Here is a 14,802-nt window from a genome sequence, read left to right as displayed (position 1 = left end):
CAACAGGGGCGGGGGAGCGTGCAACCGCGCTTCCCCGCCTTCTTTGCACTAAATTTTCCCAAGGGGGATATATAGCATGTCGAAGCCGCTCAGTCTGGCGCGCCTGCTCCTGATTTCCACCGCGCTGGTCGCTCCCATGGCGATGGCGCAGACCGATGCCAGCCAAGCTGGCGGGGCGACCACCGGCGATGCCGGCATGTCGAGCACGCCCAGCGCCGCCGACGAAGCCGATGCGCAGTCGGGCAATGTCGACGTGTCGATCCCCGGCTCCGACATCATCGTCACCGGCCGTCGCAACAGCAACATCTCGCAGTCCGCGCCGCAGGTGGTCAACGTCCTGTCCGCCGCCGACATCAAGCGTACGGGCGAAGGCGACATCGCCGGTTCGTTGCAGCGCGTCACCGGCCTGTCGGTCGTATCGGGCGGCTATGTCTATGTCCGCGGCCTGGGCGATCGCTATTCGCTCGCCCTGCTGAACGGTTCGCCGCTGCCCAGCCCCGAACCGCTCAAGCGCGTGGTGCCGCTCGACCTCTTCCCCACCAGCGTGATCGCATCGACCCTGGTGCAGAAGAGCTTTTCGGCCAACTTCCCCGGTGAATTCGGCGGTGGCGTCATCAACCTGACGACCAAGGCGATCCCGACCGAATCCTATCTGGAATTCGGCGTCGGCAGCTCGGCCAACACCGAAACCTCGGGCCAGCTCGGCTACACCTATTATGGCGCCAAGTCCGACTGGACCGGCTTCGACGACAGCTCGCGCGACGTGCCGCCGCTGCTCAAGCAGGCCTTCGGCGCCGGCGTGCCCTTCGCGAATATCGAACGCGCCGACCAGCAGGCGATCGCGATGCAGTTCCTCAACAGCAAGACCTCGGTCGTGCAACGGACGAACAGCCTGCCCTTCAACTTCTCCGGCACGCTGAATGCCGGCACCGCGTTCGATATCGGCGATGCGCGCCTGGGCGTCATCGCCACGGCGGGCTACAGCAACAAGTGGCGCACCCGCGACAACCTGCAGCAGGCGTCGCTGACCGTGTCGGAAGGCGCGGGCAAGAGCGCCCATCAGGTCGTCACCGACAATCAGGTGACGGTCAACGGCCTGCTGGGCTTCGGCCTGGAATGGGGCGACCAGAAGGTTCGCTGGACCAACCTCTATATTCGCGACACGTTGAAGCGCGCGTCGCTCGCGGTCGGCCAGAATGACGGCCAGATCCAGGGCGCCGATTATCTCACGCAACAGACCGCCTGGTATGAGCGGCAGCTGATCGACACCCAGTTCACCGGCGAATTCAAGTTCAACGACATGATCAGCCTCGACCTGCGCGGCGGCTATGCCAATTCGCAACGCGAAGCGCCCTATGAGCGGGAATTCGTCTATGTCCGCACCAATCGCGATCTGGCGACCGATCCGGTCGGCGATCGCTTCGTCAACGCGCTCAACCGCCAGCGCGGCGACGCTTCGGTCACCTTCAGCGATCTGAACGAAGATCTCTGGTCGGGCGGCGCGGACCTGAGCTTCAAGATCGCACCCAAATTCGTCGTGACGGGCGGCTACGCCTATACCGATACGAAGCGGACCTCGTCGCGCTACGAACTGCATTTCGACGCAGTCAACCTGCCGATCCCGGTGCAGCAACTTCGTCCCGACTATCTGCTGTCGGACGCGACGATCCAGCTCTATGATCTGGGTCTGCTCGACTTCTCCGGCAACTATCCGGTCTATGACGCCGCCATGCGCGTCCATGCCGGCTATGGTCAGGTGAAGGCCGAACTCTTCCCCGGCTTCAGCATCGACGCGGGTGTCCGCTACGAAAGCGGCCGCCAGTCGGTGACGGGCGTGGACGTCTATGCGACCGGCGTGACGCCCTTCAACCAGATCAAGAACGACTATTGGTTGCCCGCGGTCACACTGACCTTCGACGCGGGTGGCGGCCTGCAATTCCGCGCATCGGGTTCCAAGACGCTCGCCCGCCCGCAGTTCCGCGAACTGATCGCCCAGCCGTTCATCGACACCGACTCCAACCGCTTCTACCGCGGCAATCCGTTCCTGCAGGACAGCGAGCTGTGGAATGCGGACATCCGCGCCGAATGGTATATGGGTCGCGAGGAACGCCTCACCGCATCGGCCTTCTACAAGAAGATCAAGAATCCGATCGAAACCTACACCACCATCAGCGACACCTATGCGGTGACGACCAGCTTCGCCAACGCGCCGGAAGCCACGCTCTACGGCGCCGAGTTCGAAGCGCAGAAATATATCCCGCTCGACGGGATGGATTCGGCCTTCTTCCAGAGCCGCCGGGTCGCGCTGATCGCCAACTATACCTACACCCAGTCCAAGCTGAAGGTGAGCGACGGGGACACCACCATCCCCTATACCTACACCACCGGCGACCTGCCTGCTGCGTCGGACTATTTCGTCGACGGCGCGCCGCTGACGGGCCAGTCGGACCATCTGGTCAACCTGCAACTGGGCCTGGAAGACACCGAAAAACTGTCGCAGCAGACGCTGTTGCTGACCTATGCCAGCCCGCGCGTCACCAGCCGCGGTCCCAATCTGCAGCCCGACATCAAGGAAAAGCCGGGCGTTCAGCTCGACTTCGTCGCGCGGCAGGGTGTGAAGCTGCCCGGCGGCATCAACAGCGAAGTCAAGTTCGAAGCGCGCAACATTTTGGGCCGCAAGTTCCAGGAGTTCCAGGAGCAGGACGGCAACAAGGTCTATTATAACCGCTACAAGATCGGCACCACGATCGCGGCCTCGCTCACCGTGGCCTTCTGATCCGACGATCGACCGCATGAAAAAGGCCGGCCGGGGCAACCCGGTCGGCCTTTTTCATGGGCAATATGCGAGGCGGCGCCGTGCGCGAGGACGGCGCCTCCGCTCCCTACGGCTTATGCCGTGCGATCAACGCATCGCGTAGCTGGGATTGAGACGGCTGAGCGCCCGCAGCGCGACCGAGCGCGAGGATTCTTCCGTGCCATTGGCCAGCACGAGCGTCGTTTCCGGCGCGAAGCGAGCGGAACGATAGGCTTCACGCGCCTGGGCCATGCGGCCGACGCCCGCATAGGCGTTGCCAAGATTGATGAGGCGGGCCGGGTCATTCTCGCCATAGACCTGCATAGGCTGCAGCTTGCGCAGCGCCGCATCGAAGCGGCCGCTGGCCAGCGCCTTGGCGGCCAGGCTGCCTTCGGGACCACCCACGACCACGACGTCCTGCCCTTCGGCCGCCGCCTGGGCCATGTTCGGCGTCATCGCCGCCAGCGCCAGACCCATGATTACAGCGACCTTCTTCATCTCTCATGCCTCCAGAAAAAACCTCTTACTATAGCCAGAAGTATTTCATTTAGATGACATCAGGACAAGGGCGCATCGAACCAGCAAAAACTATTTTCTTTGCTTTAATATCAATAATTTATGAATTTTACGCAAGACTGTCATAAAAGCGTAATCGAAAATCGTCGCAGATTGAAGATGATTCGAATCATCGACATCATACAATCGCTCGCACGCGGCGGACGCCGCTTGCCCATCATCGCGGGCATCCGCCACAGCGACTCCTGTCGGACGATGCGGAATGCGCATCGCATATGCCATGACGATCGTGGAAAGGTCCGGAGGCTTCTGTTGCCCGGCGCCTCCGGGGGCCGCTGAATTCCCTTCTGTTGCCCGGTGGGTTCAACCGCGCTATTTTAGAGTAACGTCAGGCCGTGAGGCCCTCAGTTACGCTGCAATGGCGAGTGCTTCGTTATCGTTGGCACTTGTGAGTTTTGCACAGTTTAACGGCTTACACGGGCCGGGTAAAAATATCGCCTTTGAACACACGTCGATCCTAGTTCGGCCCCGTCAGGAAACCCCAAAGCGTTAAGCCATCGGGCCTTCTGGTGGAACCGCCGGGTACTGCCCCCGGGTCCGCTGCATCTATTATACGACACAATTTATCACCATAGCCGGGCGAACCCGGCGCGACCCATATGGCCCCACGCGACGGGTTTTTCAAGTCATGGACTTGCGGGATGCGGCCGGGACGATACATCGGCCCCATGTGCATCATGGCCATGGCCTGGGCGGCGCATCCGCGCTGGCGCCTCATCCTGATCGGCAATCGCGATGAATATCATGCGCGCCCCGCCGCCCCGCTCGCCCGCTGGGGCGACCGCAAGGGCCTGATCGCCGGGCGCGACCTGCAATCGGGCGGCACATGGCTTGGCGTATCGGAAGCGGGCCGGACCGCGATCGTCACCAATTTGCGCGGCTATGGCGGCCCGCAGCCGGACCGCGCCTCCCGCGGCGCGCTCGTGACGGACCTGCTGGCGGGCGACGGCGCCTATGTCGATGTCGCACAGGCGCGGCTGGAGGATTTCAACCCGTTCAACCTGATTCTGGTCGAAGCCGATCGCGCCGATTTTCTCACCAATCGTCCGCAACCGCTGCGCACGCGGCTGACGCCGGGCCTGTACGGCCTGTCCAACGGCGCGCTCGACGCGCCATGGCCCAAGACGCTGGCGCTCAAAACCGCCCTGCTCGGTTGGCTGACCGAAGATGCCGATGACCCGGCCGCCCTGTTCGAGGCACTGCGCCGGAAAAACCTGCCCGACGCCGGCATCGCCCCCGCCACGCCCTCAGACGCTCCCGACGAAGCCGCCGCCTCCCCCATCTTCATCCGCAACCCGCTCTATGGCACGCGCTGCAGCACCGTCATCGCCGTCGATCGCGACGGTCGGGGCCAGATCGTGGAACGCCGCTTCGACCGCGACGGCGGCGATACGGGCGAAACCCGGCTCGGCTTCCGCTGGTGATGGCTAACCGTCCCTCCCCACTTCCCCCCGCCCTCATCCCGCGCTAAGGTTCTGCCCATGATCCTCGTCATCGACAATTATGACAGCTTCACCTGGAACCTGGTCCATTATCTGATGGAACTGGGCGCGCAGGTGGAGGTCGTCCGCAACGACGCCATTTCGGCGGGCCAGGCCCTGTCCAGCGGCGCAAAGGCATTCCTGCTTTCGCCCGGTCCCTGCACCCCCAATGAAGCAGGCGTCAGCCTGGACCTCGTCGCGGCCTGCGCCGACGCGGGCGCGCCGCTGCTGGGCGTGTGCCTGGGTCACCAGTCGATCGGCCAGCATTTCGGCGGCAAGGTGGTGCGCGGCGGGCTGATGCACGGCAAGACCTCGCCCGTCACCCATGACGGCACCGGCCTGTTCGCAGGTCTGCCCTCGCCCTTCACCGCGACCCGCTATCACTCGCTGATCGTGGAGGATATTCCCGACAGCCTGGTGGTGAACGCGACCAGCGAAGACGGATCGGTCATGGGCTTCCGCCACGCGACCCTGCCGATCCATTCGGTGCAGTTCCATCCCGAAAGCATCGCCACCGAACATGGCCATGACATGCTGGCCAATTTCATGGAGATTGCAGGCATCCCTGTGCGTCAGCGCGAAGCGGCCTGACCCCTTCCTATCGGCGGCGATCGGTTTATCATAGGCGGATCGCTTTTCGAATGTTGCCATAATAGGAAACGCAATTTCAAAATCTGCGGGAAAAGTGCGAAGCTAGGCACGCACGCCCTCTCGACTCCGCGCCCTCCCGCCGACTAAGGCAGGGGCGATGACACGCCTGCCCGATCCTTCCCTACCGCTCGCACCCGACGCCGCAGCCCAGGCCTTCGACCTGCTGTTCGACGCCGACCTTCCCGAAGCGGACATTGCCGCCTTCCTCGTCACCATGGCGCGCCGGGGCGAAAGCGCGGTGGAGATCGCCGCCGCCGCCCGCGCCATGCGGGCGCGCATGATAACGGTCGGCGCGCCCGACGGCGCGATCGACGTCTGCGGCACCGGCGGCGACGGCCATCATACGCTGAACGTCTCCACAGCCGTCTCGCTCGTTGTCGCGGCGGCGGGCGTGCCCGTCGCCAAACATGGCAACCGCGCCGCCTCTTCCAAGGCTGGCGCGGCCGATACGCTGGAGGCGCTGGGCCTCGACCTCGATCGGGCCGCCGCCACCGCCGAAGCGACGCTGGCCGATCTCGGCATCTGCTTCCTCTTCGCCCAGAATTATCATCCCGCGCTCAAGCGGCTCGGCCCGATCCGCAAGGCGATCGGCGAACGCACCATCTTCAACCTGATGGGGCCGCTCGCCAATCCGGCCAGGGTTCGACGCCAGCTCATCGGCATCGCTCGGCCGGCCTATGTCCCCATCTATGCGCAGGCGCTTGCCGACCTGGGCGTCGATCATGCCATGATCATCTCCGGCGACGAAGGACTGGATGAACTCTCGCTCGCCAGCGGCAACGACATGGCGGAAGTGAAGGGCCATGACCTCGTCGCCATGCACCGCCTGACCGCCGCCGAACTGGGCCTTTCCACCCAGCCGGTCGAGGCGATCCGTGGCGGCGATGCCGCCCATAACGCCGCTGCGCTCCGTGCCCTGCTGCAAGGCGAACCGGGCGCCTATCGCGACGCCGTGCTGCTCAACGCGGCCGCGGCGCTTGTCGTCGCCGACGCCGTCCCCGATCTGCGCGAAGGCGTGGAGGAGGCCGCCGAAACCATCGACCGCGGCCTTGCCAACGCGCTCCTCAATTGCTGGATTGCCTATACATGACCAACAAGCTGATCGAAATCTGCGATTTCAAACGTGAAGACGTCGCCCGCCGCCGGGCCGCGACCAGCGTGTCGGCGCTCCACGCCCGCGCCAGCGAGCAGACGCCCCCGCGCGGCTTCCGCCAGGCGCTGGACAATGCCGCCCGCACGGGTTTCGGCCTGATCGCGGAAGTGAAGAAGGCCAGTCCCTCCAAAGGGCTGATCCGCGCCGATTTCGATCCGCCCGCCCATGCGCGGGCCTATGCGGCCGGTGGCGCCGCCTGCCTCTCCGTCCTGACCGACGAACCCTATTTTCAGGGTCATGACGATTATCTGATGGCCGCCCGATCGGCCTGCGCGGTGCCGGTGTTGCGCAAGGATTTCCTGGTCGATCCCTGGCAGGTGCTGGAAAGCCGGTCGCTCGGCGCCGACGCGATCCTCATCATCGTCGCCGCGCTGGACGATGGCCAGATGCAGGAAATAGAAGACGCCGCCCTGGGCCTCGGCATGGACGCCCTGATCGAGGTGCATGACGAAGCCGAACTGGAACGCGCACTGAAGCTCCGCTCGCGCCTGATCGGCGTGAACAATCGCGACCTGCGCGATTTCAGCGTCGATTTCGCTCGCACCTATGAACTGGTGGGCAAGGCGCCCGAAGGCTGCACCTTTGTCGCAGAAAGCGGCCTGACCGGCCATGCCGATCTCGTCGCCATGGCCGATCATGGCGTGCGCTGCTTCCTGGTCGGTGAAACGCTGATGCGCCAGGCCGATGTCGAGGCGGCGACGCACAATCTGCTGACGGGCGCATGACCGGACTCACCCATCTGGACGACGACGGCGCGGCCCGGATGGTCGATGTCGGGGCCAAGGCGGTCACGGCACGCGAGGCCATAGCCTCCGGCCGGATCGACATGAGCGTGACGGCAGCCAGAGCCATCGCCGACGGCCTGGTGAAAAAGGGCGACGTGCTCGCCGTGGCGCGCGTGGCGGGCATCATGGCCGCCAAGCGCACCGCCGACCTTATCCCGCTCTGCCACCCGATCGCGCTGAGCGCCGTGACAGTCGATTTCTCCCTTGACGACAGCGGCGTCACCGTGACCGCCACCGCCCGCACAGCCGGCCAAACCGGCGTGGAGATGGAGGCGCTGACCGCGGCCTCCGTCGCGCTGCTTACCGTCTACGACATGGCCAAGGCGCTGGATAAGTCCATGATAATCGGCGGCGTCTGCCTGATCGCCAAGACCGGCGGCAAATCCGGCGACTGGCGGCGCACGCCATGAGTCTGCTGCCGGTGGCCCAAGCGCAGGCGCGCCTGTTCGCGCTCGCCCCGCGACTGGCGACCGAAACCGTGCCGATAACCGCCGCCGTCGGCCGCTGGCTGGCGCAGGATCTGGCGGCGCTGCGCAACCAGCCCTGGACCGACCTTTCGGCGATGGACGGCTATGCCGTGCGCGCGGCGGAGGCGCCCGGTCCCTGGCGCGTCACCGGCGAAAGCGCAGCCGGAACGGCTAACCTTCCGCTCTTGCCGCCCGGCGAGGCCAGCCGCATCTTCACCGGCGCACCGCTGCCGCCCGGTGCCGACGCCATATTGATCCAGGAAAATGCGGCCCGCGACGGCGATCGGCTGACCGCCAGCGCCGATCCGCTGCCCGCCGGCCGCCATGTCCGTAGCGCCGCCTCCGACTTCGCGCAGGACGCCCTGTTGCTGGAGGCAGGCAGCCGCCTCGGTCCGGCGCAGATCGCGCTGGCGGTGCTGGGCGGTCATGGCGCCGTGCCGGTGGGTGAGCGGCCGACGGTCGCTTTGCTCTCCACCGGCAATGAACTGGTGCCGCCCGGCGCCCCGACGCCGCCGGGTTTCCTGCCTTCCTCCAACGCGCCGATGCTTGCCGCCCTGCTCGCCGCCCTGCCCTGCGACGTCATCGACCTCGGCATCGTACCGGACGATCTCGACGCCATGGCGTCCGCGCTCGATCGGGCGCGGACGGCGGACATCATTGTCTCGACCGGGGGCGCCTCCGTCGGCGACCATGATCTGGTGCGGCCCGCCTTCATCAAGGCGGGCGGTGCGCTCGATTTCTGGAAGATCAAAATGCGGCCGGGCAAACCGCTGATGGCCGGTCGCATCGGCGATACGCTGTTCCTGGGCCTTCCGGGCAATCCCGTTTCGGCTTTCGTCACGGCGACGCTGTTCCTGCTCCCGCTGGTCCGGCATCTGGGCGGCGCGCGCGATCCGTTTCCGCCCATGAGCGACGCGCCACTCGCCTCTCCTCTCCCGGCCACCGGCGATCGCGACGATTATCTCCGCGCATGGCGCGGGCAGGACGGCATCGTGTCGGTGACGTCGCAGGACAGCGCCGCCACCGCCGCCATGGCGAAAGCCGACTGCCTGATCCTGCGCCCGGCCGGATCGCCACCGGCCGCACCGGGCGATCGGGTGGTGATCCTGCCGCTGCCCTGACATGTTCGGTGCTTGACTAACCTTCATCTGTTTCCTATGCGTTCCTCATACGTTCCACGGAGGACCGCGATGTTGACGCCCAAGCAGCAGGAATTGCTGAGCTTCATTCAGACCCGATTGGACGAAGGCGGCGTTTCGCCCTCGTTCGAGGAAATGAAGGACGCGCTGGACCTGCGGTCCAAGTCCGGCATCCACCGGCTTATCAATGCCCTGGAGGAGCGCGGGTTCATCCGCCGCCTGCCCAATCGCGCCCGTGCGCTGGAAGTGCTGAAGCTGCCCGACGCGATGCATCGTGCGCCGGTGCCCGCGCCAGTCGTTGCGCTCAAACCCAAGGTCGCGGCGCCTGTTCCGATCGCCGCCAATGACGTGATCGAAATCCCGATGCACGGCCGGATCGCGGCCGGCGTGCCGATCGAGGCGATGGAGGGGCAGACCATGCTCTCCGTGCCGGCCGCGCTGTTGGGTGCGGGCGACCATTATGCGCTGGAAGTGTCGGGCGATTCGATGATGGAGGCGGGCATTCTCGACGGTGACTTCGCCCTGATCCAGCGCACCGACGTCGCGCGCGAAGGCCAGATCGTCGTGGCGTTGATCGACGAAGCGGAAGCCACGCTCAAATATTTCCGCCGCGAAGGCAGCCGCGTCCGGCTCGATCCGGCCAATTCCGCTTATGAACCGCAGATTTACGACCCGCGGCAGGTCCGCATCCAGGGCAAGCTGGCAGGGCTGCTGCGCCGCTATAATTGAGATTTGGGTCGTCCTGATCCACGGGGTGGGCGAACGATCCAGGGATGTGCGTCGCCGACTCGATGGACGGTGTGAACTTCGCCCTTCGCCAGGGTGATGGACAGGCCGCCGGTCCGTGCCAGCAACCGGCGGTCGATCTTCATCCAGCGCGGATGGCACCAGCGCGGTAGCCCCCGATCGCTGACGACGATGTCCGCCGCGGCGCAATCGCGGGCGAAGTCGGACCGTTCGATCAGCACTGTGCTGCGGGTGAAGAGCAGCCGCCAGCTACGGCCATTGCCGTCCTTCACGCCGACAGCGCACAGATCGCGCGAACAGCGTGCGTCCGGCAAATCCGCGATCGCCGCCAGTTCGCCGTCATAACCTGCACTTTCCGACAGCACGTCCCGCACATAATCCCCCGCCCGATCGCGCAATATCGCCATGCCCTTTCCCGTCCGCACGGCGACATGCCGCCCGTCGCCGGTAATCAGGATATCGGGCGGCGCGGCGGTAAAGGTGACCGCCACGCCGATCAGCACCGGCGCAAGTCCCAGCCATCGCCACCCCGTCCGCCACAACAGGCACCAGAGCAGCCCGACGACCGTGATACCGAATAGCCCCATGCCCATCGTCGGCGCCAGCAATGTCGCCATCGGACTGGCCGCCACGCCATGGGCCAGTAACAGCAACAGGTTCAGCGCCTGCTGCGTCAACCACCAGAAAGGCGCGCCCAAGCCCGCGACATCCAGCACGAGCGCCAGCGCCTCCAGCGGCATGACGACGAAGGTGGTGAGCGGAATCGCGATCAGATTGGCGAAGGCGCCGAGCAGCCCCGCCTTGTGAAAATGGAACAGCGCGATCGGCATCAGCACCAGTTCGACAGCGATGCCAGTCGCCAGCGTAACCGCCAGGCCGCGTGCAATCCGACGAAACGCACCCTCGTCTCGCGCGGCGGCAAAGGTTCGGAAACGGGGATGCTCGGCCAGCGCCACCAGCGCCGTCACAGCTGCGAAGCTCATCTGAAAGCTCGGCCCGACCAGTGCTTCGGGCCACAGAAATAACACCACCAGCGCGCCGGTCGCCACCAGACGCAAGGTCACCGCGTCCCGCCCCATGGCCAGCCCGCCCAGCACCAGCAGGGCGGCGACGCAGGACCGCACCGTCGGCACCTCCGCCCCGGTCATACTGTTATAGGAGTTAGGAACTTTTTAGGCCCGGCCGGGGCACAGGGGGAAGATGACGTTACCAGCTACAATTTACGCCCGCTTTTCAAATCAGGAGCAGGCACGCGGAAGCAGTAAAGCCCGTCAGTTAAAACTCTGTCGCGACATGATTGCCGATGAGAAATGGCAGCTCACCGAAGACAGGGTTCTCATAGATCAGGGGCTTTCCGCATTTAGTGGGGCGAATCGCGCTGCCGGTGGTTTGCTCCACCAGTTTGAGCAAGAGGTCGAAGCTGGCCAATATCGAAACGGCCATGTCCTCGTAGTCGAGCATATCGACCGCATTAGTCGGCAAGGGCATGACGAGGTGCTGCCTTGGGTCAAAAAGATGACCCAAGCCGGTGTTACTGTCGCTGTTGCTGCCACACGCCGCATCTACAAAGCATATGAACGTGTCGAACTCGGTGCCGTCATCGAGGCGGTCGTCGCAGCAGAGCTTGCGCGTCAGGAAAGCGAGAACAAAAGCAAGCGCCTGAAAGCTGCTCAGAATGATCGGATCAAGGCCGCTCAGGAGAGTGCCGCAGTTGGCCAGCACGTCAGCCACACTAGGACAGTGCCAGGATGGATCGACGTTGAGCGTGTTAGCAAGCCGAGCGACCGACCCCGCTATCAGATGACCTTGAACGATCAACGCGTCGAAGTCCTAAGAGAGATTTTCCAGTGGACAATCGACGGCTACGGAACACCAGCGATAGCGAAGATGCTCAATGGTCGCGGGGAACCAGTCTGGAACCACTTAGATCGGCAAAGCAACAATGGCTGGACAGTCGGCTATCTCACTAAGCTGGTCCTGAACCGTGCGGTTATGGGTGAATATCACCCGATGAACCGCCCTCGCAGCGGAAAGGAAACCAGCAAGGGCATAGCGGTTCTCAACCACTTTCCCCAAGCCATAGACCCTGTGATGTTCGCGAAGGCCCATGCTGCACGACAATCCCGTAAGGGAGCCAGCGGCGCTTGGCAGATAACCCACAACAATGTTTTGAGCGGCATCGCGAAATGCGCCCATTGCGGTGGTCGGATGAAGCAGGAAGTGACTGTTCGCAAAGGGCAGATGAGGAACCATAAAAGCGGCCGCTATCCAGCAGGCCAGACTTTCAGCTACCTCAAATGCCACAATGCCTTGAACAAGGTATGGGATGAAGATCGACAGGTGCCTCGCTGCTCAAACCGAAGCTGGGTCAGATACGAGACGCTGGAAAAGGCGCTGTTGAATGTCGCTTTGAAGTTCGTTGTGATCCGCAAGGACGTTGCTGCCGATAGCCGCAATGAGGCGCTTCGGATCGACATTGCCGACCGCCAACGGTTCATCGAGGATGTGGATCGGCGTGCAAAAAGGACCCCGTTAGCGGGGTGATCGGCGTCTAAAAGGGACCCCTCATTTCGATGGTTTAAACAGCTGCCTGGATTTTCAGGCGGCGAGATCGGGATGTTGGTTTTGGAGACAGTTGTTCGGATCCGGCGCGAGTATGCCGGGGGCAAGGCGATCAAGGCGATCGCGCGGGATCTGCATGTGTCGCGGAAGGTCATCCGTAAGGCGATCCGAGCGCCGGAGGGCGCATTCGACTATCAGCGCAAGATTCAGCCACTGCCCAGGATCGGTCCGTTTCAGGATCGTCTGAACACGCTGCTGGAAGAGAACGAGGTGCGCGGCAGGCGTGAACGGCTGCGGATGACGCGGATCCATGACCTGCTGGTGCGCGAAGGCTTTGAGGGTTCCTACGATGCCGTGCGGCGCTACGCGGCGCGATGGAAGATCGAACGGCGCAAGGATGCCGGCGATGGCGTCACCGCCTTTATCCCGTTGATGTTCAGGCCAGGCGAGGCCTACCAGTTCGACTGGAGCCATGAGGATGTCGAGATCGCCGGCAAGCCGATGCGGGTGAAGGTCGCGCATATGCGACTGTGCGCGTCACGCGGGGTCTATGTCCGAGCCTATCCTCGCGAGAGCCAGGAGATGCTGTTCGACGCGCATGCGCGCGGCTTTGCCTTCTTTGGCGGCGTGCCGGAGCGCGGCATCTACGATAATATGAAGACGGCGGTGACGAGCGTGTTCACCGGCAAGGAACGAGTCTTCAACCGGCGGTTCCTGATCATGACCGACCATTATATGGTCGAGCCCACGGCCTGCTCGCCTGCGGCGGGATGGGAGAAGGGCCAGGTCGAGAACCAGGTGCAGACGATCCGTGGCCGCTTCTTCCAGCCCCGGCTGCGGTTCGCCAGCCTCGAAGAGCTTAATGGCTGGCTGGAGGCCGAGTGTCGGCGCTGGGCGGAACGGCAGGCCCATCCCGAACAGGGAGAGCTGACCGTGGCGCAGGTGCTGGAGATCGAACGATCCGCGCTGCAGCCGATGCTGGGGCCGTTCGACGGCTTCAATGAGAGCGAGCATGCCGTGACGGGCACCTGCCTGATCAGCTTCGACCGCAACCGTTACTCGGTGCTCTCGACGGTGGCACGGCGCACTGTGCAGGTCCGCGCCTATGCCGATCGTATCGTCGTTCGCTGCGGCGAGGAGGTTGTCGCCGAACATCCTCGCTACTTCGGGCGCAACCGCACGATCTATGATCCCTGGCATTATCTGCCGGTGCTGGCCCGCAAGCCCGGCGCGCTGCGGAACGGCGCCCCCTTCCAGGGCTGGGATCTGCCACCGGCGCTTGCCCGCCTGCGCCGCAAGCTGGGTAATGGCGACGATGCTGATCGCCGGTTCGTCCGTGTGCTGTCGGCTGTGTTGACCGATGGCCTGGAGCCTGTCGAAGCGGCGGTGCGCGAGGCACTGGCGACGGGCACGGCAAGCGACGACCTGATCCTGAACATCCTGGCGCGACGCCGGGAACCGCCGCGTCCACTCACGATCATCACCTCCGAGGACAGCGCGCTGCGCCATCCTCCGATCGCCGACTGTGCCCGTTACGACCAGCTGAGGACCTTCGATGCAGCGGCATGACATGATCGAGGCCATGCGCGGGCTCGGGCTCAAAGGCATGGCAGGCGCGTTCGACGATGCGGTCACCACCGGCCTTCAGCGCCAGCGCACCACGATGGAGATATTGACCGATCTTCTGAGGGCGGAAGCGACGCATCGCCACGCCGCGTCGATCCGATACCGGATGGCGGCCGCGAGGCTGCCGATCGTGAAGGACATCGACGCCTTCCGGTTCGAGGGCACCCCGATCAACGAAGGACTGGTGCGTTCATTGCACAGCGGCGCGTTCCTGCCCGCGCGGCGCAATATCGTCCTGGTCGGCGGTACAGGCACCGGAAAGACCCATCTGGCCATCGCCATCACCGCTAATGTCGTGCGCTCGGGTGCGCGGGGCCGCTACTTCAACACCGTTGATCTTGTGACCCGTCTCGAAGAGGAGGCCAGGATCGGCAAAAGCGGCACACTCGCCGCCCAGCTATCCCGCCTCGATCTCATCGTGCTCGATGAACTGGGGTATCTGCCGTTCGCCCGATCGGGCGGCCAGTTGCTGTTCCATCTGATCAGCAAGCTCTACGAGCAAACCAGTGTCATCATCACCACCAACCTCGCCTTCGGGGAGTGGCCCACCGTGTTCGGTGATCCCAAGATGACCACCGCGCTCCTGGATCGCGTCACCCATCATTGCGACATAGTCGAGACCGGCAATGACAGCTGGCGCTTCAAAAACCGGAGCTGATCCTCCCCATCGGCCCTCAATTAAAAGATGCTTTGCGCTGCGCGCGCCTTCGGTCGGGCTACGCCCTCCCTACGCCGCGCGCAGCGCAGGAGAGCGCGTCAGATCAACCTTGCGCCATCTTGAAATGGGGTCCCTTTTGCGCGCCGATAGGGGGTCCCGTTTG

The 14,802-nt window shown here is 64.3% G+C and carries 12 protein-coding genes, 1 other RNA gene and 1 pseudogene; 11 read left to right on the top strand and 3 right to left on the bottom strand.

Annotation, left to right across the window (positions count from 1 at the left end; all coding sequences use genetic code 11):
- Positions 1 to 76 precede the first annotated feature (76 nt).
- Complete coding sequence (locus SBA_RS11700; protein ID WP_261934545.1) at positions 77 to 2,776, top strand: TonB-dependent receptor domain-containing protein; 2,700 nt, start codon at positions 77 to 79, stop codon at positions 2,774 to 2,776.
- A 126-nt stretch (positions 2,777 to 2,902) separates the two neighbouring features.
- Here SBA_RS11700 and SBA_RS11695 read toward each other — a convergent pair whose 3' ends face one another.
- Together SBA_RS11695 and ssrA are read right to left on the bottom strand one after the other, a co-directional pair.
- Positions 2,903 to 3,292, bottom strand: a complete 390-nt coding sequence (locus tag SBA_RS11695; RefSeq protein WP_224546122.1) for a tetratricopeptide repeat protein — start codon at positions 3,290 to 3,292, stop codon at positions 2,903 to 2,905.
- Between the two features lie 354 nt (positions 3,293 to 3,646).
- Positions 3,647 to 3,999: a transfer-messenger RNA gene (gene ssrA, locus SBA_RS11690) on the bottom strand.
- Positions 4,000 to 4,038: 39 nt separating this feature from the next.
- Between ssrA and SBA_RS11685 the strand changes: the two genes are divergently transcribed.
- The 7 genes from SBA_RS11685 to lexA all read left to right on the top strand — a co-directional run bounded on the left by SBA_RS11685 (position 4,039) and on the right by lexA (position 9,775).
- On the top strand, positions 4,039 to 4,794 hold the full coding sequence (locus tag SBA_RS11685) for an NRDE family protein (protein ID WP_261934544.1): 756 nt from the start codon (positions 4,039 to 4,041) through the stop codon (positions 4,792 to 4,794).
- A 57-nt stretch (positions 4,795 to 4,851) separates the two neighbouring features.
- The gene (locus SBA_RS11680) at positions 4,852 to 5,442 is read left to right on the top strand and encodes an anthranilate synthase component II (RefSeq protein ID WP_224546120.1); all 591 of its coding nucleotides are present in this window, start codon (positions 4,852 to 4,854) and stop codon (positions 5,440 to 5,442) included.
- A 157-nt stretch (positions 5,443 to 5,599) separates the two neighbouring features.
- A complete protein-coding gene (trpD, locus tag SBA_RS11675; protein ID WP_261934543.1) occupies positions 5,600 to 6,592 on the top strand; it encodes an anthranilate phosphoribosyltransferase in 993 nt (330 codons plus the stop codon).
- The gene (trpC, locus tag SBA_RS11670; protein WP_261934542.1) at positions 6,589 to 7,380 is read left to right on the top strand and encodes an indole-3-glycerol phosphate synthase TrpC; all 792 of its coding nucleotides are present in this window, start codon (positions 6,589 to 6,591) and stop codon (positions 7,378 to 7,380) included. Before trpD ends, trpC begins: the two co-directional genes overlap by 4 nt.
- Entirely contained in the window at positions 7,377 to 7,850 is a 474-nt protein-coding gene (gene moaC / locus SBA_RS11665) for a cyclic pyranopterin monophosphate synthase MoaC (protein ID WP_261934541.1), read from the top strand. The genes trpC and moaC overlap by 4 nt, the downstream gene beginning before the upstream one ends.
- Positions 7,847 to 9,028, top strand: coding sequence for a molybdopterin molybdotransferase MoeA (locus tag SBA_RS11660; RefSeq protein ID WP_261934540.1), 1,182 nt, complete (start codon positions 7,847 to 7,849; stop codon positions 9,026 to 9,028). The genes moaC and SBA_RS11660 overlap by 4 nt, the downstream gene beginning before the upstream one ends.
- A 69-nt stretch (positions 9,029 to 9,097) precedes the next feature.
- Positions 9,098 to 9,775: a transcriptional repressor LexA gene (lexA, locus tag SBA_RS11655; protein WP_261934539.1), complete on the top strand. Its 678-nt coding sequence runs from the start codon at positions 9,098 to 9,100 to the stop codon at positions 9,773 to 9,775.
- Here the strand turns inward: lexA and SBA_RS11650 are convergent.
- Positions 9,766 to 10,950, bottom strand: a pseudogene (locus SBA_RS11650) (ComEC/Rec2 family competence protein); the annotation flags it as partial. The gene lexA and the pseudogene SBA_RS11650 sit on opposite strands and share 10 nt — an antisense overlap.
- Positions 10,951 to 10,993: 43 nt before the next feature.
- Between SBA_RS11650 and SBA_RS11645 the strand changes: the two are divergent.
- From SBA_RS11645 to istB, 3 genes are all read left to right on the top strand, one after another.
- On the top strand, positions 10,994 to 12,337 hold the full coding sequence (locus tag SBA_RS11645; RefSeq protein WP_261934538.1) for a recombinase family protein: 1,344 nt from the start codon (positions 10,994 to 10,996) through the stop codon (positions 12,335 to 12,337).
- Between the two features lie 72 nt (positions 12,338 to 12,409).
- Positions 12,410 to 13,924: an IS21 family transposase gene (gene istA, locus SBA_RS11640; protein WP_261934293.1), complete on the top strand. Its 1,515-nt coding sequence runs from the start codon at positions 12,410 to 12,412 to the stop codon at positions 13,922 to 13,924.
- The gene (gene istB / locus SBA_RS11635) at positions 13,911 to 14,639 is read left to right on the top strand and encodes an IS21-like element helper ATPase IstB (protein ID WP_261934260.1); all 729 of its coding nucleotides are present in this window, start codon (positions 13,911 to 13,913) and stop codon (positions 14,637 to 14,639) included. The genes istA and istB overlap by 14 nt, the downstream gene beginning before the upstream one ends.
- Positions 14,640 to 14,802: the final 163 nt, after the last annotated feature.

The organism is Sphingomonas bisphenolicum (assembly GCF_024349785.1).
Taxonomy (GTDB): domain Bacteria; phylum Pseudomonadota; class Alphaproteobacteria; order Sphingomonadales; family Sphingomonadaceae; genus Sphingobium; species Sphingobium bisphenolicum.
This window is presented reverse-complemented; position numbering and strand designations above follow the sequence as displayed.